Annotated in this window: 25 protein-coding genes and 1 pseudogene; 6 read left to right on the top strand and 20 right to left on the bottom strand. The window is 37.2% G+C overall.

Features of this window, described 5'->3' with window-relative positions:
- Positions 1-7: 7 nt before the first annotated feature.
- Positions 8-160 carry a LytTR family transcriptional regulator DNA-binding domain-containing protein gene (locus tag ACIQ2S_RS02380; RefSeq protein ID WP_396172493.1) on the top strand — a complete coding sequence of 51 codons (153 nt, stop codon included), beginning with the start codon at positions 8-10 and terminating at the stop codon, positions 158-160.
- A gap of 203 nt (positions 161-363) precedes the next feature.
- Here the strand turns inward: ACIQ2S_RS02380 and ACIQ2S_RS02375 are convergent.
- The 6 genes and pseudogenes from ACIQ2S_RS02375 to glgP all read right to left on the bottom strand — a co-directional run bounded on the left by ACIQ2S_RS02375 (position 364) and on the right by glgP (position 5,117).
- Positions 364-794 (bottom strand): annotated as a pseudogene (locus ACIQ2S_RS02375) (CIA30 family protein).
- A gap of 287 nt (positions 795-1,081) precedes the next feature.
- A complete protein-coding gene (locus ACIQ2S_RS02370) occupies positions 1,082-1,762 on the bottom strand; it encodes a response regulator transcription factor (protein WP_396172492.1) in 681 nt (226 codons plus the stop codon).
- Positions 1,750-1,905: an ATP-binding protein gene (locus ACIQ2S_RS02365; protein WP_396172491.1), complete on the bottom strand. Its 156-nt coding sequence runs from the start codon at positions 1,903-1,905 to the stop codon at positions 1,750-1,752. Before ACIQ2S_RS02365 ends, ACIQ2S_RS02370 begins: the two co-directional genes overlap by 13 nt.
- A gap of 402 nt (positions 1,906-2,307) precedes the next feature.
- A complete protein-coding gene (locus ACIQ2S_RS02360; RefSeq protein WP_396172490.1) occupies positions 2,308-2,838 on the bottom strand; it encodes a hypothetical protein in 531 nt (176 codons plus the stop codon).
- Positions 2,839-2,918: 80 nt separating this feature from the next.
- Positions 2,919-3,455: a methylated-DNA--[protein]-cysteine S-methyltransferase gene (locus ACIQ2S_RS02355; RefSeq protein ID WP_396172489.1), complete on the bottom strand. Its 537-nt coding sequence runs from the start codon at positions 3,453-3,455 to the stop codon at positions 2,919-2,921.
- Entirely contained in the window at positions 3,456-5,117 is a 1,662-nt protein-coding gene (gene glgP, locus ACIQ2S_RS02350) for an alpha-glucan family phosphorylase (protein ID WP_396172488.1), read from the bottom strand.
- Between the two features lie 451 nt (positions 5,118-5,568).
- On the opposite strand from glgP, the gene ACIQ2S_RS02345 reads away from it, so the two are divergent.
- The 4 genes from ACIQ2S_RS02345 (at position 5,569) to ACIQ2S_RS02330 (ending at position 9,247) form a co-directional block, all read left to right on the top strand.
- Entirely contained in the window at positions 5,569-7,473 is a 1,905-nt protein-coding gene (locus ACIQ2S_RS02345; protein ID WP_396172487.1) for a CocE/NonD family hydrolase, read from the top strand.
- A gap of 244 nt (positions 7,474-7,717) precedes the next feature.
- Complete coding sequence (locus ACIQ2S_RS02340) at positions 7,718-8,182, top strand: hypothetical protein (RefSeq protein WP_396172486.1); 465 nt, start codon at positions 7,718-7,720, stop codon at positions 8,180-8,182.
- 107 nt (positions 8,183-8,289) lie between these two features.
- Positions 8,290-8,724, top strand: coding sequence for a hypothetical protein (locus ACIQ2S_RS02335; protein ID WP_396172485.1), 435 nt, complete (start codon positions 8,290-8,292; stop codon positions 8,722-8,724).
- 280 nt (positions 8,725-9,004) lie between these two features.
- The gene (locus ACIQ2S_RS02330; RefSeq protein WP_396172484.1) at positions 9,005-9,247 is read left to right on the top strand and encodes a hypothetical protein; all 243 of its coding nucleotides are present in this window, start codon (positions 9,005-9,007) and stop codon (positions 9,245-9,247) included.
- Here ACIQ2S_RS02330 and ACIQ2S_RS02325 read toward each other — a convergent pair.
- The 7 genes from ACIQ2S_RS02325 to ACIQ2S_RS02295 all read right to left on the bottom strand — a co-directional run bounded on the left by ACIQ2S_RS02325 (position 9,244) and on the right by ACIQ2S_RS02295 (position 15,995).
- The gene (locus ACIQ2S_RS02325; protein WP_396172483.1) at positions 9,244-10,398 is read right to left on the bottom strand and encodes a sodium ion-translocating decarboxylase subunit beta; all 1,155 of its coding nucleotides are present in this window, start codon (positions 10,396-10,398) and stop codon (positions 9,244-9,246) included. The genes ACIQ2S_RS02330 and ACIQ2S_RS02325 overlap by 4 nt on opposite strands.
- A gap of 3 nt (positions 10,399-10,401) precedes the next feature.
- A complete protein-coding gene (locus ACIQ2S_RS02320) occupies positions 10,402-10,845 on the bottom strand; it encodes a biotin/lipoyl-containing protein (RefSeq protein WP_396172482.1) in 444 nt (147 codons plus the stop codon).
- Between the two features lie 6 nt (positions 10,846-10,851).
- Entirely contained in the window at positions 10,852-11,244 is a 393-nt protein-coding gene (locus tag ACIQ2S_RS02315; protein ID WP_396172481.1) for an OadG family protein, read from the bottom strand.
- Between the two features lies 1 nt (position 11,245).
- Positions 11,246-12,805, bottom strand: coding sequence for an acyl-CoA carboxylase subunit beta (locus tag ACIQ2S_RS02310; protein ID WP_396172480.1), 1,560 nt, complete (start codon positions 12,803-12,805; stop codon positions 11,246-11,248).
- 11 nt (positions 12,806-12,816) lie between these two features.
- Positions 12,817-13,227: a methylmalonyl-CoA epimerase gene (gene mce, locus ACIQ2S_RS02305; RefSeq protein ID WP_396172479.1), complete on the bottom strand. Its 411-nt coding sequence runs from the start codon at positions 13,225-13,227 to the stop codon at positions 12,817-12,819.
- 145 nt (positions 13,228-13,372) lie between these two features.
- The gene (locus tag ACIQ2S_RS02300; protein ID WP_396172478.1) at positions 13,373-14,260 is read right to left on the bottom strand and encodes a phospholipase A; all 888 of its coding nucleotides are present in this window, start codon (positions 14,258-14,260) and stop codon (positions 13,373-13,375) included.
- 64 nt (positions 14,261-14,324) lie between these two features.
- A complete protein-coding gene (locus ACIQ2S_RS02295; protein ID WP_396172477.1) occupies positions 14,325-15,995 on the bottom strand; it encodes a formate--tetrahydrofolate ligase in 1,671 nt (556 codons plus the stop codon).
- Between the two features lie 149 nt (positions 15,996-16,144).
- Between ACIQ2S_RS02295 and ACIQ2S_RS02290 the strand changes: the two genes are divergently transcribed.
- The gene (locus ACIQ2S_RS02290; protein ID WP_396172476.1) at positions 16,145-16,534 is read left to right on the top strand and encodes a DUF1398 domain-containing protein; all 390 of its coding nucleotides are present in this window, start codon (positions 16,145-16,147) and stop codon (positions 16,532-16,534) included.
- Between the two features lie 58 nt (positions 16,535-16,592).
- Here ACIQ2S_RS02290 and ACIQ2S_RS02285 read toward each other — a convergent pair whose 3' ends face one another.
- From ACIQ2S_RS02285 to ACIQ2S_RS02255, 7 genes are all read right to left on the bottom strand, one after another.
- A complete protein-coding gene (locus tag ACIQ2S_RS02285) occupies positions 16,593-16,979 on the bottom strand; it encodes a hypothetical protein (protein WP_396172475.1) in 387 nt (128 codons plus the stop codon).
- Between the two features lie 17 nt (positions 16,980-16,996).
- Positions 16,997-17,575 carry a cytochrome b/b6 domain-containing protein gene (locus tag ACIQ2S_RS02280; RefSeq protein WP_396172474.1) on the bottom strand — a complete coding sequence of 193 codons (579 nt, stop codon included), beginning with the start codon at positions 17,573-17,575 and terminating at the stop codon, positions 16,997-16,999.
- Positions 17,576-17,706: 131 nt separating this feature from the next.
- The gene (locus ACIQ2S_RS02275; RefSeq protein WP_396172473.1) at positions 17,707-17,895 is read right to left on the bottom strand and encodes a DUF2892 domain-containing protein; all 189 of its coding nucleotides are present in this window, start codon (positions 17,893-17,895) and stop codon (positions 17,707-17,709) included.
- Positions 17,896-17,981: 86 nt separating this feature from the next.
- Positions 17,982-18,287 carry a hypothetical protein gene (locus tag ACIQ2S_RS02270; protein WP_396172472.1) on the bottom strand — a complete coding sequence of 102 codons (306 nt, stop codon included), beginning with the start codon at positions 18,285-18,287 and terminating at the stop codon, positions 17,982-17,984.
- Positions 18,288-18,400: 113 nt separating this feature from the next.
- Complete coding sequence (locus ACIQ2S_RS02265) at positions 18,401-21,601, bottom strand: efflux RND transporter permease subunit (protein WP_396172471.1); 3,201 nt, start codon at positions 21,599-21,601, stop codon at positions 18,401-18,403.
- 81 nt (positions 21,602-21,682) lie between these two features.
- Positions 21,683-22,762 (bottom strand): efflux RND transporter periplasmic adaptor subunit, encoded by a 1,080-nt coding sequence (locus ACIQ2S_RS02260; protein WP_396172470.1) that lies wholly within the window; start codon positions 22,760-22,762, stop codon positions 21,683-21,685.
- Positions 22,763-22,875: 113 nt separating this feature from the next.
- Positions 22,876-23,688 (bottom strand): TolC family protein (locus tag ACIQ2S_RS02255; protein ID WP_396172469.1); only part of this gene is annotated, 813 nt, incomplete at its 5' end.

Raw genomic sequence — 23,688 nt, 5'->3', positions numbered from 1 at the left:
TTTTCAAATCAATAGAGGAGAAGCTATCAACATTCAATATATAGAACTGATAGAACCCTATTTTAATGATCGATTGTCAATTAAAGTTACAAATCGTACCAAAAGATTGATAACTTCAAGTGCAGTTACAGCGGAATTTAGAAAATGGTTAGAACGATAATATTTTAACTACCCTGGCGAAAATTCCTCGTGGAAAGCTTTTTGATTTTCGGGAGTTTTTTTATAAAGTTAATGTACTGAAAAATAGTTGGTAGATTTTAAAAATAATTATGTTTTTAATATAATATAATGTCAAAATAAAAGGGGAAAACCTATCGTCAGGAATCCGCCCTTTTCTTAAAAAGATTTATCGCCCACGGGTGATTACTTAATAAACTCTATATAATCTACTTCAAGAGAAAATGGGCCTTCCTTTTTTTCATAAGTCATTATTCCCATTCTGACTATATTTTTTAAACTTTTCGATTTCATCATATTTCCTGTTGGTTCGCCTATAACAATTTCTTGAAAATCTTTAAAATAAATTGTTACCTCTCCCAAGTATCATCTTTTTTTGCAGAAAATTCACGTTTATAATTTGGCTGTGTCCAGTTTTGATCATCTTCTAACGTAAAAGCAAACTTTTGATTGGTTGATTTAAACTTAATTTTAATGCCATTATATGCAGATAAATCAACACTTTTATAGTTGGTTTTTATGGATGAAAATCCTCCATAATTAGCTAAAGAAATATTTCCGGATAGCAAAATAGAATTATTGGTGTACTCAATTTTAGATTTTGTAACACCCCCCATTATGTTATCCGAAAGTAACTTCCATTCTTGATTTTTTTCGGCCGAATTGCCAAAATCAATAATTGATGATTGACCGAATGATTGTAGTGCCGAAATGCACAGTACTAATAAAATTAATTTTTTCATGTGTTCTTTTTTAAGAAGTTAAAATATTATTTATTTATCATGAATATTCAAGTCGACTTGTTACCTATTCACATTGCAAATTTAGAGTATAACTTTGCTCCAAAAGGTTATCGAAAGCTAGTTAATGTTATCGAATGTTAACGGTTAAATTTCTTTTGTTTCTATGAAACAATTAATTTATAGCCCACTCCTCTAATGTTCTTTATCGCAATTGATTGGTCTTCGCTAAAATATTTGCGAATTTTTGTTATGAACACATCGAGACTTCTGCCGTTATAATAGCTATCATCTCCCCATAAATCTATCAAAATTTCCGTGCGACTAACAATTTCATTCGTCTTGAGATAAAGGCGTTTAATTATTTCATTTTCTCGGTGGGTCAAGCTTATTTTTTGATCTTGGAGCGTGATTTCCATTCTAACATAATTAAAAGTATACTTTCCAATTAGGTAAGTATTTAATGGGTTAGAAATTTTATTTCTTTTAACCAGTTCTTTTATCCTAATTATTAACTCTTCTATACTAAATGGCTTTTTCATGTAATCGTTTCCGCCAATTTCAAATCCTTTTATTACATCTTCTGTTAATACACGAGCAGTTAAAAACAATATTGGTAGCAAATTGTTTGTCTTTCTTATTTCAATAACTAAGTTAAATCCGTCAAGCTTTGGCATCATTATATCTATAACCGCTATATCAATTTTACTTTTTAAAATTATTTCGAGTGCCTCCTTGCCATCCTTTGCCCAAATTACATTAAAACCATTTTTTTTAAGTGTGTCATTTGTGATTTTTCCTAAAGAAAGTTCGTCTTCAACATATAAAATTGTTATGCTTTCCATTGCAGCGGTAATTTAATTAAGAAACACGTTCCTTGCTTTACTTCTTCAATAAGTTCAATACTGCCCTTATGAAGTGTTACAATATCTTTTACGTAGCTAAGCCCCAAACCACCCGCTAGTGCGAGCGTCTCGCTCGTACCCACAAAGCGTCCGTTCCGAAAGGAATATTTTCAAACTTAAAATTTCCGTCGATGTCTGTTTGTGTTTTTTGGAGTGTTATACTATCTCTGATTAGAACAACTGAGAGTCCCGGAAATCATTAGTTATCCTCCATTACACGACCCTTTAATTCGCCTATTTGGCAGTAGCCAATAGTACTACTTAAGAGAACTAAAAAAGTAAATAGTGCTTTCATGTAATTCAAATATAGACTATAAAATTATAAATTTAATGATTAGTTCAGTTCTTTCCAGCTCCCCGATCTCTTCATTTCACAACTGTGCTCTCGCTCGCTGCAGTCGTCCTTGTAGCTCAGTGCTAATTTTTGAAAGTAGACTTCGATTTGCGGAGTGATTATTTTGCTTCTAACTTTTTATTAATTACCATCACTTTGGATAAACCATTTTATGATAGATTTCATAAAAGTCTTCATTTTTGTCGTCATTCGATTTTATCATTGTCGAAAAATACTTAATGAGTTTGGCTTTGTATACAGAGTTTGCAGCTAGTAGATCTTTATTGTTTTTATCAAAAACTAAAACGGATGCATAAATTGTTTCAAAGCTTTCCAATCCGTTCGCTGCGACTATAAATTCAGTAGTGTCATTGGCAAAAAGTTTTACATTATTCCAAACTAAAATCGGATGAATTTCTCCGTCAGGGTAAATTTCCCGATTCCATTTTCCAAAATTATCATACATGCCTTTCTGAAGGTACATTGCACTAAAAACGCACTCAAATTTTATCTCGTTTAGAAAAATTGTTTCGTTTTTTACAACCGATTTAAAGATATCTTCACGTATACTTCTAAAATCGTTCTTTCTGATAGTCACACATCGCCGCTCCGGTGTTACTTTTGTTGAAGTGCAACAAATTAAAACAAGTATTGTAATTAGTACTAAAAAGCTTTTATTCATAAAAAATATTTCTAACGTTTTTGCTAAATATAAGTAAAATTTCCAATTTCTTGATTAAATAAGCCTACTTATCACGCCTTTCAAAACAACTCCAACTGACTCTCCTGCTCCAACACCAATAATTTCTTTTTAGCGGTTAATCCTCCGGCATAACCAATTAATTCCTGATTACTTCCGATAATTCGGTGGCAAGGCACAATAATAGAAAGAGCGTTTGCTCCATTGGCGGCTGCCACCGCTCGTATTGCTTTGGGATTGTTTAATTGTTTGGATAAGCCAAGATAGGTTTGTGTCTTGCCGTAAGGAATTTGCAACAAGGCATTCCAAACCGATTGTTGGAACTCGGTTCCCACCAATAGAAGCGGCAGATCGAAGACCGTCAGTTTTTTAGAAAAATAGGCCTCCAATTGCTTTTGGGTTTCAACTAATAACGGCGTATCAGCTTCTTCAAAAACGGCGTTCAATCCCTTTTGAATTCGGGTGTCAACTTCGGTCCGCATTTTTCGGTAACGCCAGTCGCACAAACACAATTGATTGTTATAATCACCCAAAAGTAACTCGCCAACAGGTGACGAGTAAATTTGTGTTTGTATGATTGGTTCCGATTTCAATTGCATTTAGCTATACATTTTTTGGTAATATTCATCAGCCATTCGATCAGAATCAAAGAACGGAACCACGGTATTCATGCTGGCCAACTGAATTTTATTCCATTTTTTGCGATTGGTATAATACATCGGAATGATTTCGTTTTCCAACAAATCCATCAAATTATTTAAATCTTGTGCATCTTGCTCGTACGTGGGTAAATGATGGTCGACTGTAGGTAAAACAAAAGAGTTCACGCCATTGTCGTAGAATTCACAAATCCAACCATCATTGGTTGATACGTTGATGGAACCGTTCATGGCAGCCGACATGCCACTGGTCCCCGATGCTTCACGGGTGACTCGTGGGGTATTCAACCAAACATCAGAACCTTCTTTTAATTGTCGCGATAACTTTAATTCATAGCCTGTTAATACCGCCATATTGTCAAAGGAACGACTCAAATAAGCCAATGAATTGAAGGTATTAATGGCTCCATAATCCATTGGGTAAGGTTTTCCGGCAAATATAATTTGTACAGGAGTTTCCGTATTCTCCATCATTCGTTTAAAACGCTCCAAATCTCGTGTAATCAAATCGGGACGTTTGTATTCGGCAAACCTTCTTGCCCAAACGATGGTAAGCACTTCATCTTTAAACAACTTTCCTGTTTGATCGGCCACTACATCAAATAGTTTGTGTTTCAAACGAGCTTTGCGTTTCAAAATACCTTCCGGATTCTTGGCTACTCTGTATTCTTCTAAAAATGGATCAGCCCAGAATTTTTTATTCTGTGCGTTGGTAATATGGGTAATGGGACAAACACCTTCAAAGCCTTCCCACATTTGTCGGGACACTTCGCCGTGCAATTTAGAAACGCCGTTTGCTTTTTCGCTAAAACGTAAACCAACCAAAGTATGGTTGAACGTTTGGTCGTGAATACCTGAAATGGCTCGCACTTCCTCCAATGACAAACCACAAAAGAAACTCAAGTTGTTCAAGAAATGGATGTCGTGTTTTTCGTTACCAGCTTCTTCAGGTGTATGTGTGGTAAAAACCAATTTCTTTTTCAGTGCCTCTAAATTGTGACCGAATTTCTTGTACAAATAAAATGCACCCGATAAAGCATGGGCTTCATTAAAATGATAACGATCGGGGTTGTAATTCAAGACGTCTAATAATTTAGCTCCTCCCACTCCCAACACCATGCATTGGGCTACTTTCGCATTCGGGTCGGAATCATACAATCGAAATGTAGTTGATTGTGCCAGATAATCATTTTCCGGTAAATCGGTGGAAAGAAAAAACATGGGAGCGGTGCCAAATGTTTCCGGATTTAAAAACAAGGCCTTGATCCAAACAGGATGATGGTTTATTTCTATAGTAAATTTAATACCGGTATCTTCTAGGAAATGGAATATTTTTTCTTGGAACATCACGCCCATCAATCGGTCTTCTTTTCGTAATTGGTCGTAGTATCCTTGTTTCCACAACACTCCAATTCCCACAATATTTTGCCTTAAATCATAGGCACTTCGCATGTGTGAACCGGCTAAAAAGCCTAATCCTCCGGAGTAAATTTTAAAACTTTGATCAATGGCAAACTCCATACTGAAGTAAGCAACGGATTGTTTGTATTTTTTATTGATTGTATATGTGTGTTTAAACAGATCGGGCAATATAGTACTCATAAGAAAACTTTATGTTAATAGTCTGAATTTTAATAATTTAAACCTGCTTATACGTTGCTTAAAAAGCGAATAGGTTCGTTGCCAAATATAGAAAAAGTAAAGGGTATGTGGCACAAAGCATTGCTTTATTATTCACTATTTTTGAACAATTACTACCTGAAATAATGAATTTTTGACGACCCATTTGTTGCATTAGTCAAAACGTAGTCAAACCAAAAAGTTTAGTATATTTGATTTCAATTAAACCACTTGGGACTACAAGTCCACAGTTTTGGTTGGCAGACTAAAATTCTGCACGGTTGCAACAATCGTTTTTTGACACAAATTGCACAAATTAACACGAATCAATTGGGGAAAATTTGTGTAATTCGTGTTGAAAATTTATAGAGCCTGAAAGGTAAATACACTAAAAGGGCATCATTTTAAACTATATTTGAGACCAATAAATTTTATGAAAAAACAACTCCTACTCTCCTTTGCTTTTTTAAGTATGTCCTTTTTGACATTTGGACAAACACCAAAAACGGATTCGTTGTACATGCGAACGAATTATTCCAAATCGGAGCATTTAATCGCGATGCGTGACGGAATCAAATTATACACCATTGTTTACACACCCAAAGACATTTCCAAAAAGTACCCGTTTTTATTAAATAGAACCTGTTACAATGCGTCGGGAAACGACAATTACAAAGTACGAATTCCTTCTCCCTATTTGATTCAGGAAGGGTATATTTTGGTGTACCAAGACGTCCGCGGTCGTTACATGAGTGAAGGTGTTTTTGACAATACACCTCCAAATATCCCCGGAAACAACCCAAAAAACAAAAAAAGTATTGATGAAAGCTCCGATGCTTGGGATACCATTGAATGGTTGCTGAAAAATGTAAAACCCAATAACGGTCGCGTGGGTATGTTTGGAATATCTTATCCCGGATTTTATGCAGCTGCTGCTTTACCCGATGCACATCCGGCGTTAAAAGCAGTATCACCACAAGCACCAATAGCAGATTTCTTCTTTGACGATTTCCATCATATGGGAGCATTTTTACAAAGTTATACCGCTGCTTTTGCAGTTTTTGGGTACCAAAAAAATACTCAAACCAAAGAAAACTGGTACACTACAGAAGCTGCTCGTTTCAGAAATCAGAAAATCGCCGATGGGTATGACTTCCATTTAAAGACGGGTCCGCTGAAGAATTTTACTGAGAAATACCATTATGATAATTTCTTTTGGAATCAAATCATCGATCATCCCAATTATGATTCCTTTTGGCAAGTCCGCAATATTTTACCGCATTTGCGAAACGTAAAGCCTGCTGTCATGACCGTTGGCGGTTGGTTTGACGCAGAAGATTTATATGGTCCGCTCAATATTTACAAAAGTATCGAACGAAGCAATCCCACTACAACCAATTCGCTGGTAATGGGTCCTTGGGGCCATGGTGATTGGGCTCGTGAACGAGGAAAATCAACCCACAATCATGTTTATTTTGGGGATAGTATTTCAACTTTTTACCAGAAGGAAATCGAACGCAACTTCTTTGGAAAACATTTAAAAGACCAAGCAAACCAACCGCTACCGGAAGCCTATATTTTTGATACCGGAAATAAACAATGGAAAACCTTCGAGAATTGGCCGCCAAAGGGACTTCCCTCCTATAAATTACATTTCAATGCCAATGGCGTTTTAAGCATTAACAAACCTGCCGCTGAAAAAAATTCTTTCCAATACACCAGCGACCCAATGAAGCCTGTGCCGTATACTTCGCAAACAGAAGGGCTGACCTTTACACCTCGTCGTTTTATGAGTGACGACCAAAGGGAAGCTTCCAAAAGACCCGATGTGTTGACTTTTGAAAGCGAACCATTGACCGAAGATATGGTTTTGTCGGGAGAAATTATGGCTCGTTTACAAGTGGCCATGACCGGCACTGATGCTGATTTTATTGTAAAATTAATTGATGTGTACCCACAAGATCATCCAAATTACGACCATAATCCGAATAATATTATCATGGGTGGTTACCAACAATTGGTTCGACATGAAACGTTCAGAGGTCGATTTAGAAACGGCTTTGACAAACCGCAACCTTTTGTGCCCAATGAAGTAACCAAAGTAGAATTTCCATTGCAGGATGTGTTGCATACCTTTAAAAAAGGGCATCGAATTATGATTCAGATTCACAGTACTTGGTTTCCGTACATTGACAGAAATCCGCAGAAATACGTGGACAACATTTACAAAGCCGATGCTGCTGATTTTATTAAATCAACCATTACTATTATGGGTAATTCTGTAATTGAAATTGGTGGAGAAAAGACCTTAACTTGTGATTTACCTTTTCAGAAATAAACCACTTTGAACTAGAAGTCCAAAGTTTTGGTTGGCAGACTAAAAGTCTGCACGGTTGTAACACTCATTTTTTGACACGAATTACACAAATTAGCACGAATTAATTTGTGAAAATTTGCGTAATTTGTGTTTAAAATTTTTAGAACCTGAAAGGGAAATGCACTAAAAGAGCATAGTTTTAAACTATATTTGAGACCAATAAACAATCGTAAACCGTTTTAACCAACTTTTAAACCCTTAAACCATGAAAAAAATTTTTGTGTTATTCATTTTATTAACTGCCTCAACAGCATTCGCACAAATTTATAAAGACCTACCCAATGAAGTTTTTCTGAGCAAGGAGGATTATACCAACAGAGAAGATCAAGTGCTTGAAGTGAGTAAATTTATCTTAAGCAATCCTATTGTAAAAGACAATTTAGACCGAATTAATGCCATGCAATTCCTTTTAAAATGGATGGAAGGAACACCGGATTATACATTTACAATCGGCGAAACTGTTACGAGTTTAACCGGAGGTGATTTAGATTTAATGGGCGTTTACTTTGCCGCAGTTTGTGAAACGGCAATTCAAAATAAAAATTCCGGCAAAACTGACCAGCAAAGTGAGGAAGAAGCCATTAAGAAATTTGTTACGTATGCTGCCAATAAAACTAACAATGTCAAAGCAAACAAAGAGTTGAAAAAAGCTATTAAAAATTTGGAATAATCTAATGAAAAGGTGATTATAATTTTTAAATTATTACAAAAAAAGTATATATTTGAATCAAATTGTGTTAAAATAAATAAATTGTATAACTAATTGTATTTAAAAGTATGAAATTAACTTTCGCCTTGGTAGTAGCAACTTTTTGTTTAACTACTGCAATGAATGCTCAGGTTTCAATGGATAAGTTGAAGAAATCTGCCGATGCAACCACCAAAGATGCTACAAAAGCTGCATCTAATGCTTTTGATGTGTCTGCTGTCAGTACACAGGTAATGGATTATTTAGGTCCGAAATTAAAATTAACCGAAGCTCAAAAACCTGCGGTTACGTCAGTGGTAAACGATCTATTAAATCAAAAGAAAGCCGTTTTACCAACCGCTGCAACCGATAAAAAAGGGTATGATTCAAAAATGACTACGATCCGTAACGCATTTCCTGATAAAATGAAGAAATTGGTTAGTGCTGATCAGTTAAAAACATTGACTTCTTTGATTCCTAAAACTAATAATCCAAACAACATCTTGTCTAAATTGCTTTTTTAAGGAGTTAATTTATTTCCTTCTTATTGCATTGTCAATTATTGCACTGTCAATCTGAACTTGTTTCAGATTATATAGATGCTGAAACAAGTTCAGATTGACAAGCGAAGAGATTAGAGTGTAGCTAATGTTCTAATTTGAACAGTACTATTTTGACAACAAAAAAGGTGAACTTTAATTTAAAGTTCACCTTTTTTTATCTTGACATTCCGCATTCAAATACAATTGGTAAAATTGTATATTTGAAATGTTTTAATTTAAACTGTAGGTCCGTTTGAAACTCATGCACTACTTAGCGTTATCTGAAAGCGAGCAATACGAGATTCTTTTTAATAAAGGAACGGTAGTGGCCGAACGCCGTGAAAAGCCTGTTATTAAAAAACTGTACAGTTTAAATACTTTTTTTGTAGAACTTCACATTCATTACGGAACGGAAGAAATATTGTTTAAAAAAGTCTTCAAGGAAGGCGAATTATTGGACGGTTACCTCAATGAATTCAACCTGCCTATACCAAAAAGCTCTTAACCTAAAAAGCTTAACAATACCCCTGCTGCAATGGCACTACCAATCACGCCGGCAACGTTTGGTCCCATGGCATGCATTAGTAAGTGATTGGTTTTATCGTATTCCAAGCCTATTACTTGCGAGACTCGTGCACTGTCCGGTACTGCAGAGACACCGGCATTACCTATCAATGGATTGATTTTATTCCCTTCTTTTAAAAATAGATTTATAATTTTACAGAATAAAACGCCACCAAAAGTGGCAATGATAAAGGAAATAGCACCAATCGCAAATATTCCAACTGATTTTCCTGTTAAGAAGGTAGTAGCTTGTGTAGAGGCACCGACGGTTAAACCGATTAAAATTGTAACAATATCAATGAGCGAACCTTTCGCCGTGTCTGCTAATCGTTTGGTTACACCACTCTCTTTTAATAAATTTCCAAAGAACAGCATTCCTAATAATGGTAAACCACTGGGTACAATGAAGGTTGTTAGCAACAATCCAAATATTGGGAACATAATTTTTTCGTTTCTTGAAACAACTCTGGGAGGTTTCATACGGATTAGTCGTTCTTTATCTGTTGTTAACAATCGCATGATAGGTGGCTGTATTACGGGGACAAGTGCCATGTAAGAATACGCAGAAATTGCAATTGCTCCCAATAAATCGGGTGCTAATTTTGAGGCCAAAAAAATAGCTGTCGGCCCATCAGCACCTCCAATGATTCCAATTGCTCCTGCTTGCTCCGGTAAAAATCCTAAGGCCAATGAAGCCATGTAGGCACCAAAAATACCAATTTGAGCAGCAGCACCAATAAGCATCAACTTCGGATTGGAAATCAAAGCAGAGAAGTCAGTCATCGCTCCAATACCTAAGAATATCAAGGGTGGATAAATGCCTTTCATTACCCCAAAATAGAGGTAATTTAACACACTGCCCTCTTCATAGATTCCTATTTGCAAACCTGGATAAAAAGGTACGTTGCCAATTAAAATACCAAATCCGATGGGTACTAACAGCATGGGTTCGTATTCTTTAAAAATAGCCAAAAAAATAAAAATCAAACCCACTATAATCATCACAGCATGACCAATGGTAAAATTGGCAAAAGCAGTGTACGTAAAAAACTGGTGCAAATGCTCGGCTAAAAAACTCCAGAAATTATCCATGATTTATGATCCTATAGTTAGTAAAACATCTCCCTCCATTACTGAGTCACCGTTGTTAAAGTGGATAGCTTGCACTACACCTGCTTTGTCTGCCTGAATTGAGTTTTCCATTTTCATGGCTTCCAATGTAATTAATTCCTGAGAGAGACTAACGGTATCCCCTACTTTTACATGCACTTTTAAAATCACACCCGGAAGCGGAGATTTAATTGTTCCTCCGCCTTTAGGAGCGGATGGACTACTTGTTTTTGCAACAGCTTGGGAAGAATCTGTTGAAGGAACTGCTACGGAACGCACTAATTTTGGCGTTTTAGCAACCGATGATTTCTTTTCAAGTTCTACTTCAAAAGAGACACCGTTTACTTCCAAAACAGCTTGGTTTTCTTCGATGCTGTCAATTCGGACATCATAATTGTTTCCGTTTATTTTAAATTTATATCGTTTCATAAATTGTTATTTTAGTTCTTTTCGCATTCCGTAAATTTTTGAACTCCATGGGGAATAATTACCGCTCACTTTTTTAATAGTCAGCATAGTGTTCTCGTGATCATGTAATTCATTTTGATACAAATGCAAAGCCATTGCAATTGCAGCACCTAATTCTAGGGTTTCTTCATTCTTTTTATTGATTGGTTCTACACCCGATGCAGCACCTTTGGGTTTTGCTTTAAAATCATAGGCAAAAATCTTGGCAATGTTCTTAAAGGTAATGTATAGAATAATCAATGAAAGAAACACTACTGTCATTGCTACCAATGTCATTCCGATACCATAGGGATCTAATTTTGCAAATTCAGCTGCTGCTGCATGTTTGACCGGTTGTTGCACGAGCATTACTATATTCATCTTACAAGGGGAGATTAGAATGCTTTTTAGGCGGATTTACTACTTTTTTGGTAGCTAAAGATTGTAGAGCACGAATAATTCGGAAACGCGTATTACGTGGCTCAATGACATCATCAATGTAGCCATAACTGGCAGCATTGTACGGATTGGCAAATTTCTCTTTGTATTCCACTTCTTTCTCAGCGATGAATTTTGCTCTTGCTTCGGGATCTTCAATTTGCATGTACTCTTTTTGGTACAAAATTTCAATGGCTCCTTTGGGACCCATCACTGCAATTTCAGCATTTGGCCAGGCGTAATTAATATCTCCGCGTAAATGTTTGGAACTCATGACATCATACGCACCACCGTAGGCTTTTCGCAGAATAATGGTCACTTTCGGCACCGTTGCTTCACCGTAGGCATATAATAGTTTTGCTCCATGTATGATGATTCCTCCGTATTCTTGTGTAGTACCGGGTAAAAATCCGGGTACGTCCACTAAGGTAACAATCGGGATGTTGAATGCGTCACAAAAACGAACAAAACGAGCCGCTTTTCTGGAAGCATTAATATCCAAAACTCCAGCCAAATAGCTTGGTTGATTGGCTACAATTCCCACAGGCATACCGTTGAATTTGGCATATCCCACTACTATATTCGGAGCATAATGACGGTGAACCTCAAAAAACTCCCCTTCATCTGCAATGGAATGAATCACATCTTTGACGTCATAGGGTTTGTTTGGATTATCAGGGATGATGGTGTTCAAATCGTCATCCATTCTGTCAATGGGATCGGTACATACCGATAATGGTGGATCTTCTAGATTGTTTTGAGGTAAGTAGCTCAAGAGTTTACGAATTAACAACAAACCTTCTTGTTCATCTTCAGCCACAAAATGAGTCACACCCGATTTTGTGCCGTGTACCATTGCTCCGCCCAATTCTGCATCGGTCACTACCTCGCCTGTAACCGTTTTTACGACTTTCGGACCGGTAACAAACATGTAACTGTTTTCTTTGGTCATCATTATAAAATCGGTCAACGCCGGCGAGTAAACTGCACCTCCGGCACAGGGTCCGAATACGGCAGAAATTTGTGGTATCACACCGGACGCCATAATGTTACGTTGAAACACTTCGGCATAGCCGGCTAAACTGGTTACGCCTTCCTGAATTCGGGCACCTCCACTATCATTGATACCGATAATGGGAGCTCCCATTTTTAAAGCCATATCCATGACTTTGCATATTTTATTGGCAAATGTTTCAGATAATGATCCTCCAAAAACCGTAAAATCTTGCGAGAAGACATACACCAATCGGGAATCAATGGTTCCGAAACCGGTTACAACGCCATCCGACAAATATTTTTGATCTTCCAAACCAAAGTTGGTGCATCGATGGGTGACAAACATATCAAACTCTTCAAAGCTGTTTTCGTCAAGCAGTAATTCAATCCGTTCGCGTGCCGTGAGTTTCCCTTTGGCATGTTGGGTATCAATGCGTTTTTGACCGCCGCCTAATTTGGCTTCGGTCCGTTTATTTAGTAACTCTTCAATTTTTGATATATTTTCCATAAGGAAATGATTTACAAATTGTTATTTTCGCATAGTTCGAGTAAAACTCCATGGGTAGATTTGGGATGCAAGAAAGCAATATCCAAACCCTCTGCCCCTTTTCTTGGTGTTTTGTCTATCAATTGGACACCTTTGGCCTCCAATTCATCAAGATTGCTTTGTATGTCTTTTACTGCTATGGCTAAATGATGAATGCCTTCTCCTTTTTTCTCAATAAATTTACCAATCGGTCCATCGGGATCAGTGGATTCTAACAATTCAATTTTTGATTGACCAATTTGAAAAAAAGCGGTACGTACTTTTTGCTCCTTTACTTCTTCGATAGTGTAACATTTCAAACCCAGCATGTTTTCCCAAAAAGGGATAGCCTCTTCAAGGCTTTTAACGGCGATTCCTAAATGTTCGATGTGAGATAAATTCATGGGATAGTCTTTTTAATTATGCAACAAAGTTAGGTTGAACGATAAACGTAAAGTCTGATAAAAATCAGGTTTTCATGCTTAAAAGTACAAAAAATGGGATTGAAATCAATTACTTGTTAACAAAATCGATTTCGTAGTAAGTGCTTTACCAGTTAGCAAAAGAGACACCAATACCGATGGTTGTTTGGTTGTGGTTATAATCGATCAAAGTTTCACCATAACCCGTAAAGGCTTGCATATGTCCGCGTAAATGACCTTTGATAGGAAAAATATAATTCAATTGTACACTACCGCCTTCCCAACGGTTAAACGGATGCGTAATCACTGTATAAAACTGATGTCGATCATAGGTGTACGAAACATTCACTTCGCCATCGCCAATATAATCTGTGATGGCCGGATTATCGTCTCTGTTTCCATCACTCAAGCGAATCCAAGGTCTGGCAGAAACAATCCAACTGTCAATTTCATACGATAAATCAAAAATTACCCGATTCCAACTTCTGGAGTACGGCAATTCGCGACCATTGGATTGATGTGTAAACGAAACACCAACGGATTTAAATTCGCCGTCAAATAATTTGATGTGCAACGGATATTTAAAAATTAGTTCCGGTTCGTAATTAATTTCTCTAAACGGTCGAGAAAGTGGGTCATTATACAATTGCCAATGAGCAACTTGCGTATATCCCACCCACAAATCACCTTTGCCAAAAAAAATAGATTGTAATACTTTGGTTTTTAAACTGATTTGAAATTTTACTTCCACTATATCATAATCCAATGATTTTGTCGCTGAATTATTGGGATTTTCGCTCTGTGGTTTTTCGTTGGGACTACTTGACCATCGGGCCGGCGTTACGTAAATTGACCGATAAGAAACCAACCGAAAGGTTCCTTTTTTATAAATTGAATCTAATTCCCACCGTTGTGCATACGATTTAGAGATAATATCATTTCCATCAAAGAATCCTTGTGCTATTATGCAATGTGTTGCGATCAATAAAAGAAACAAAAAACCTAACTTTTTCATAGTGTGACAATTGTTCTCCGAAGGTATACTATTGAAAAGCGACTCACTTACATAATTACGTTTATTAACTTAAACCTGAAATGACTCCCTCATTATTGATTTTGATGTTTTCAGCGTTGGGAATTGCAGGTAAACCCGGCATTCGCATCATTTCTCCTAAGATGGGAATGATAAAACCGGCACCCGATGCCATTTCAAACTCACGTACTTTGACCGTAAATGCTTCCGGACGACCGCGTTTGGACTCATCGTCGGAGAAACTTTTAGGTGTTTTTGCCATACAAATAGGGAAATTGGCAAAGCCAAAATCTTTAATTTGTTGCAATTGTGATTTAGCTTTGACTGAATACTCCACGCCTACTGCTCCGTAGATTTGTGTTGCAATGGTATGTATTTTTTCTTCGGGTGTTTGATTGAACGCATATAAAGGTTTAAATGCGGCAGGATAGGATTCGAGGTGCTTCATTAAATTTGTTGCTAAGTCAATCATTCCTTCACCTCCTTCGGAAAAACCTTTCGCTACAATTGCTTTTGTACCATATACTTCACATAAATCTTCGATCAACTCTATTTCCTCTTGTGAATCATTTGGAAAGTAATTGATTGCTATTAACGGATTGAGTCCGAATAATTTCATGTTTTCAATATGCTTCGCCAAGTTAGGTAATCCGGCTTTTACTTTTTCAACGGATGGCGTTCCATAGTCGGCTTTTACAGCTCCACCATGGTGACGCAACGCACGAATGGTGACTACCAAAACCACAGCGTCCGTTTGCAAACCTGAAACCGCACATTTGATGTCGAAGAACTTTTCGGCACCTAAATCGGCTCCAAAACCTGCTTCTGTGATGACATAATCGCTAAGAGAAAGTCCCATTCGAGTGGCAATAATCGAGTTGGTACCTTGAGCAATACTGGCAAAAGGTCCGCCGTGCAGAATCGCAGGATTTCCTTCCAATGTTTGCACTAAATTGGGTTTAACGGCTTCTTTTAATAAAACGGTCAATGCATCTGTTGCTTTTAAATCACGGGCAAAAACCGGTTCGCCTTGGAAAGTGGAACCAATGTAAATATTTCCCAGTCGTTCTTTTAAATCTTGTAAATCGTCCGCCATACAAAGAATGGCCATAATTTCTGAAGCGGGTGTAATATTAAATCCATCTTGCCGTGGAATACCGTTGGCGGTTCCTCCTAAACCTACAATAATATTTCGCAACGCACGATCGTTCATATCCATCACACGTTTCCAAACGATGGTTCGAGGATCGATATTTAAATTTCGTGTTTTACTTTGTAGGTTGTTGTCAATCAAAGCAGCCAATAAATTATTCGCTTTTTCGATGGCGGAAAAGTCGCCCGTAAAATGCAAATTAATGTCTTCCATGGGAATCACTTGCGAATAACCACCACCAGCGGCTCCCCCTTTCATTCCAAAAACGGGTCCGAGTGATGGTTCGCGTAACACCGCCATCGTTTTTTTTCCAATAGCATTCATACCGTCTGTTAACCCAACGGTTACAGTGGTTTTGCCTTCTCCGGCAGGAGTGGGTGTAATAGCGGTGACTAAAATTAATTTACTTTTTTTAATTTTGTCATGATTGATTAATGACAAGGGCAATTTTGCTTTGTATTTCCCATAGTATTCCAAATCATCGTTGGGAATGTTTAGCTTGGCGGCAATTTCTTTGATGTGTCGGATTTGGGTGGACTGGGCAATTTCGATATCTGAAAACATATTTTTACAATTTATGCAGTCGAAGGTAGGAATAGATTGGTGAAGGGAAAATGATATTTATCAGGGAAAAGATAACTGTATTGAAATTCTTTTTTACTGTTTATGCCGAAGTAGTATATTTGAAAGTGAAATTAACCAATTTCATAAACATGTTTACACTTGAACAACTAAAATCAGCACATGCAAAAGTCCAATCAGGAGCTGATTTCCCTGCTTATATTAATGAAATAAAACAACTGGGTGTTCGCTCTTACAATACTTTTGTGACAGACGGACATACTGATTATTATGGAACTGACCATTATAAATTGTCGACTTCCGCAAAATATGACTCCTTAAATATTGCAATTAAAGCGAATGTTGAAGACTTCAAAAAGGATTTAAAAGCCCATCAATTAGGTCAGACCAACTATCCTGCTTTTTGTAGCGATTGTGCGAAGTCGGGGGTTGAAAAGTGGGTGGTTTGTATGGACAAAATGACATGTACCTATTACGATTTTGAGGGAAAAGAACTGCTGGCAGAAGTGATTCCAAGTTAAAATAGGCAATTTGAAAAAGCTTAGAGATGGGCAACTGTTGATTACTACCTGCAAACTTTTACATCACACAATAAATAATCCCACAACCAATTCCAACCGAAAACGGAGCAATCATTTGAAAGTAGATGGGCTTGAGGAAATCAGCACATTTGAGCGAGTAATTGTGGTGCCAAGTTCTGGGGACAAAATACAAAACTATTGAAGTCGCCAACATAAATCCGCCGAAAACGGTAAATAGTAGCGGAAGTTTTGAATTGTCGGCATACACTATCATTGCTACTGCCGGAAAGATTCGAAGTGTAATTTCGGTATAATTAATGAAATTCGTGCTGCCTGCCTTTCTGAGAATTGTTCTAGCCTTTTCGGGAGCAAAAAACATCAATAGTCCAACCAATATAAAGAATAGTCCAAATAAAATAATGGTGTATTTTGCAACTGTTAGCATACTATTTATCCTAAAAATTACAATTGCTTTTTATCCCCGCTCACTATTTTAGAAACAATCCCTTTATTAGTAGTAAACTCCGCATATAAAACACCACCAATATGCAAAACAATGAATCCTAAAAGATAATAAATTGACAATTCGTGAATGGCTTCCATTGATTTTTTGAGTGTTTTAGGTCCGAGTTCGATAATTAGACCGGTAGCTAAAGAAACTGCAACACACGCATAAAAAATGATGTATAAAGTGTATTGAAACTTCGTTTTTCCTGACAATTCCTTTGTAAACGGATTGGAAAACTTCATGTGACCAAAGAACGGTAACAACATACGAATACTGTACAATCCAACCAATACATAACCCAAATAAATATGCCAATCCCACATAGGTTTACGTATTTTTTTTGCCAGCAGAATGGTCTCATCCTCCGATAACGACACATTGGTGGTTGCTAGAAAATCTTGAATAATGTCAGAAACATTGTTTTTATTCATCCACGTGAGTCGCAAAAAAATAGTAAGCAACAATAATAACATACAAATTGCGATGGCCCAATGCATGATTCGGTAGATGGTGGTGTAGGTTCTGTTTTCCATTAAAGATAATTATTTAGTATGTTTTAAAACACATTCAAAAGTACATAAGATTATTGAGTGTAAACCTCTTTTGCACAAAAAAAACCCTACGTTTTCACATAGGGTTACATTGGATAAAAGACTGCAGGTACTTAGTCTTTTACCTTAAAGACTTTTGTTAAAATATCATCCATCAAACACCATTTGGTGAGTGAGGATTGTAATAAATTGGCTCCCACAAAAGCGGTAAACCATAACCAATTGATGTTGACATAAATGGCTAATAATATACTTACAAGGATAAATGTTCCTGCGATGCCGCGTACGATTCTGTTTTTCATTTTTTTAAGGTGCTAAGGTTCTAAGGTGCTAAGGTTTAAAGTCTACAACTTATCGCAGCTTCTGTGTATTAAAACCTTCGTACCTTTTATAAATAATTTTCGATTGATAAAGATGCTAAATGAACTTTTGAACGTGTCTCCAATTGTTCATTGAATGCTGTGATTAAAAGCATCAATTGGTCCATGTTTTCTTTGGGTACAACTACGTAAAATGCAATGGATTCATTTTCGTGCATTTCACTTCCAAACCAGTTCGACGCTAAAGCTTCTTCACTAAGGTCTTTAAAACCGGTTACGTCACGGTAGGAATAGGTTTTTATTCCTGCTTGTTTGAGCATGTGCTGGATTTCTTTTTTAAAAGAAATAACAGCGGTTAATACTACTAGTTTCATTTTTTTAAGGTTCTAAGGTTCTAAGGTTCTAAGGCTTTGATGCTTTTCACTAATTACTATTCACTAAGGACTAAGGGACTATTCACTAAGGACTAATCACTGCGGACTAATCACTATTCACTTTTCTTCTCCCATTTCTTGCGTTCGGTGATGTAATAAATCAACGGTACGACAATTAAGGTTAATAGCGTAGACACAATTGCTCCGGCTACTAACGAGATTGCTAATCCTTGGAAAATCGGGTCAAATAAAATAATCGAAGCTCCAATAACAACGGCTCCCGTAGTTAGTAAAATCGGGGTGGTTCGCACCGCTCCTGCTTCAATAATGGCTTGTTTGAGTTCAATTCCGTCATTCAATCGAATTTCTATAAAGTCGATTAACAAAACTGAATTTCGAACCATTACTCCTGCTAAAGCAATCATTCCGATAAACGAAGTTGCAGTAAAGAATGCTCCAAACAACCAGTGACCCAATACAATTCCGACTAACGATAGTGGAATGGCCAACATCATCACAATTGGTGTTTTAAAGTTTTGGAACCAACCCACAATCAACATATAAATAACCAAAATTACTACTAAAAAGGCTACTCCTAAATCGCGAAAGACTTCCAAGGTAATTTGCCATTCTCCGTCCCATTTTACTGTAAAATTACTTTCATCAGACGGTTGTTCCATATACAATTCATTCACTGAATAGCCTTTTGGGAGTTCCATTTTTTGCAATTGCTCATTCATTCCCAAAATGGCGTATACTGGACTTTCCAAATCGCCCGCCATGTCAGCAGTTACATAAACCACTCTTTTTTGGTCTTTTCTGTAAATGGTTTTTTGCAATTCGGTTTCGTTGACTTTTACTAAATCACTCACCGGAACCACATTGCCTTGCGAACCTCTGATTTTTAAGTTTTGAATGTCTTGCAACGATGTTTTGTCCTGATCGTCTAAAGCCAATACGATACCCACCGGATTATTGGAACGCTCGTCGTACAAATTTGTTATTGGCATTTCGCGAACTAAATAGGTTAGATTACCCACAATTTGTTGCGGTGCAATTCCATTCAGCATGGCTTTTTCTTTGTCTACTTCCAAACGGTATTCTGTTTGAGCATCTTCCACCATCCAATCGATGTCTACAATATCAGGAGTGGCTTCTAAAATTCCTTTTACTTGTTTGGCTACTTTGATTTGCTCTGCATAATCGGGTCCGTAAATCTCAGCCACCAACGTTGACAAAACCGGAGGTCCGGGTGGGACTTCAATAATTTTGACATTGGCACCGTACTTTTTAGCAATTTTTTGCACTTCCGGACGGACGATTTTAGCCAAGTCATGACTTTGTAAATCGCGGTCTTCTTTGTGTAATAAATTCACTTGTATATCGGCCATATTGCTTCCGCCACGCAAATCGTAGTGACGCACCAAACCGTTGAACGTAATTGGAGCAGATGCACCGATATAATTTTGGTAATTCACTACTTCCGGAACGGTTGACAGGTATTGAGCAATTTCTTTGGTTACCACCGCTGTTCGTTCTAAGGTAGTTCCTTCCGGCATATCAATCACCACTTGAAACTCATTTTTGTTATCGAATGGCAACATTTTTACAGCTACTGATTTGGTGAAGAACATCAACACCGAACCGACTAAAAGCACCACCGTAATTCCCAACATAATCATGCGTTTTTTCGAACTTTCTAAAAACGGTCGCTCTAACTTGTTGTAGATTTTGTAGATACGTGATGTTTCCAAACCTTGCTCTTCTTTGTGCTCTTGGTCTTCTTTCTCACGAAGTAAATGATACCCCAAATAAGGTGTAACAGTCAAAGCTACAAACAACGATAATATCATCGCAATGGAAGCACCAATAGGCATCGGACTCATATAAGGTCCCATCATTCCGGAAACGAAAGCCATCGGTAAAATCGCTGCAATAACTGTAAATGTTGCTAATATAGTTGGATTCCCCACTTCATTAATCGCATAAATTGCGGCTTGTTTGAATGGTAATCGCTTCATTTTAAAATGACGGTGCATATTTTCGGCGATGATGATACTGTCGTCCACCACAATTCCCACTACGAATACCAGTGCAAAAAGCGTGATTCGATTTAGCGTATAACCTAATAAATAATAACTGAATAAAGTCAGAGCAAATGTCAACGGCACTGAAAAGAAAACCACTAAACCGCCTCGCCAACCCATGGCAAGCATTACCAAAATGGTTACTGCTAAAATCGCCACACCTAAATGCAGTAACAACTCTCCTACTTTGTGCGAAGCCGTTTCCCCATAATTACGGGTTACTTCTACGTGTACATCGGAAGGAATTAGATTCGTTTTTAGTTGCTCGACTCTTTCAATAATTTTATCGGAGATTTTCATCGCATCAGCACCTTTCACTTTTCCTACTGAAATGGTCACTGCTGCATATTCCGAAGGATTGGCAGTGAATTTTTCATTCGCTTTTCCATATCCAAAAGACACATAGCTTCGAGCGGTTCCCGGTCCGTCTTGCACTGTAGCCACTTGTTTTAAATAGATGGGCATGTTTTGATTGACACCAACGACTAAATTTTCAACGTCTTCTGCCGTTTTTAAAAACTGTCCGGTGGTGATTAAGTACTCTGTGTCGTTTTGCACAAAACTACCTGATTGCGACGAACCGTTATTTGCTTGAATCATCTGCATGATTCCCAAGGCATCTACTTTGTTTTCGGCCATTTTATCTTTGTCTAAAATGACTTTCATCTCACGAGATCTTCCACCGATTTCTTTGGTAATAGCTACGTCTTTTACTTTTTCAATTTCCGACGTTACTTCCTCAGCAATTTGACGGATTTCAAAATCATCGTATTTGTCACTCCATAACGTCAATCCTAACATCGGTACATCATCGATTGAACGGGTTTTCACCATGGGTTTATATACGCCTTGCGGAAACATATTTTCATGTTTGGCCAACTCATCGTACAGCTTTACATAGGAACGCTCAATGTCTTCACCTACAAAGAATTGTACGATAATCATTGCCTGACCATTCATGGCCATACTGTGCAAATGTTCCACCCCTTTGATGTTTGATAAAACTTTTTCTAAGGGTTTGATGACTCTACTTTCCACTTCAGCGGGAGTAGCTCCCGGATAGCCAATCATTACATCGGCCATTGGGACATTAATTTGTGGTTCTTCCTCTCTTGGGATAAGGAACGAACTATAGACGCCGATCACCATCAAAGCTACCATTAACAAAATAGTAAGTTTTGAATTGATGAAGAAATTGGCTATTTTTCCTGAGATACCTTCTTGCATGTTTTTATTTGTTTTTAGGTTTCAAGTTTCAGGTTTCAAGTTTTTAATCACTGAAAACTGCGACTGAAAACTGTTTACTATTTACTGAACACTCACTTTTGCTCCATTAAACAATTTTCTCTCGGATGATATGATGTAAGGCTCATCAGCTTTTAAACCTGATAGAACTTCCACTTTATCGCCGTACGTTTTTCCTATTCGTAACCATCGTAAAATGGCTGTATTATTGGCAATTGTATACACACCGGTTAACTGACCCTGGCGAATTAAAGCCGTTTCAGGCACTAAAACTTGTTCGCCTTTTGAAGTTGTACTAGTTTGTTTTTCAATTGGAAATTGCACATTGACAAACATTCCTGATAAAATTGAAGTATCCATTTTATCTAAAGTCACTTTCACTAAATATTGACCACCTGTATTTTTAGCTGATGAACTTACTTCGGATACTTTTCCTGAAACTTTTTTATTCATTGATTTTATGATGACATTGACAGGCATTCCGTTTTTGATGTTAGAAATATCACTTTCGGATACCATTGCGGTTACTTGTAGTTTTGAGGCACCTTCTACGCTTACCAAAGGCATTCCTGGGTTTGCCATATCTCCTTCTTTGATGAATGTATTGGTTACTGTACCACTGAACGGTGCAGTGATATTGGCATAATTAAATTGAGCCATTACTTCGTTTCGCATTTGTTTGGCACCTTCCAATCCTGCTTTGGCCATTTCAAAACGGGCGGTCATATCATCTAATTCTTTTTGCGAAGCACTTTGTTGATTGAATAATGCTACAAAACGATCGTAATCTTTTTTCGCGTTATTGTAACCCGCAGTTGCTTGTAAAATCGAAGCATCTACTTGTGCTTTTTTTGCTTGTAAGTCGGCATTATTGATGCTTACCAGCAATTGACCGGCTCCCACTTTTTGTCCCACTTTCACATGGACTTTGGTTACATATCCCATCATTCGGGTACTCACATTGGCACTGTTTTCGGCTTCAATTTTACCACTGGCGGTTACAAACGGACTGTTTGTGTTTGCTACTATTCCGCTCACTTTTACCGGAATTGCTTCTAAGGTTTTGATTTCTTTTGGATCGCTTCCGCAGGAAAATAAAATGGCTGCAGAAAAAACCACTAGAGTTGTTATTTTGATATTCATAAGATTGATTTTATTTTTTAATTGATTATTAATTCTTTTTCAGATTTTTAGAACACCGATTTATGAAATTATGGAAATTTTAAAAATTTCTCCAATCTGTGTTCCTTCTATCATTATTTAGTTAAGAATAACAAATACATTTTGGTATAATTGTATTCAAAAACTGCTTGCAAGTATTCCAATTCCTTCTGAGCCATTTGCGTTTCTGTTAGCAATAAATCGGATGTTTTTTCTAATCCTTGTGTGAATCGGTTTTGACGGATGCGGTAACTTTCCTCGGTTTGTTCAAAAGCCAATTTGGACACATTCACTTTATTTTCGGCATCTATCAGTTGACGAGACGCTTTGTTTAGTTCGAGCTGACTTTGTTTTTTGTATTGTTCGGTTTCCACTTCCGCTTTTTGGAATTCTACTTTTGATTTTTCCAGTTTACCGATGGATTTGTACCCATCAAATAAATCCCATGATAATTGGGCTCCTAACGTATAACCACTGGCTCCAAATTGCATGAATTGCGTATCGTAAATTTCATACGATCCGAAAGCATTTAATCGCGGTAAAAAACTCATTTTACCTGATTGCATCATGCTTTTATAGGCTTCCGACGATTTTTCCATCGCTACTATATCCTTACGAGAGGCAGGCAAAAGTAAACTGACCGTTTGTGGCTGCATCTCATTCTCTAAGGTTTCTATCGGTTTATAAACACCTCCATTAGTATCTTCGTTTAAAAGAAACGCCAGATAATCCGAAGCATTTTGTATAGCACTTTTGGCATACTGCAATTGGTTGGCAATTTCACCAACGCGTACTTGCACCGAAAGCAAATCCGTTTTTTGTAACATACCTTGCTTAAAGTAATTTTCCACCAACTTTAAATTGGCTTGCGACGTTTGATTGGCTTTTTCTAAAACTCCAACCGCTTT

The sequence above is a fragment of the Flavobacterium sp. genome, assembly GCF_044371705.1.
In the GTDB taxonomy this organism is placed as follows: Bacteria; Bacteroidota; Bacteroidia; order Flavobacteriales; family Flavobacteriaceae; genus Flavobacterium.
The sequence above is the reverse complement of the archived record's forward strand: the minus strand, read 5'-3'. Positions and strand labels throughout refer to the sequence as shown.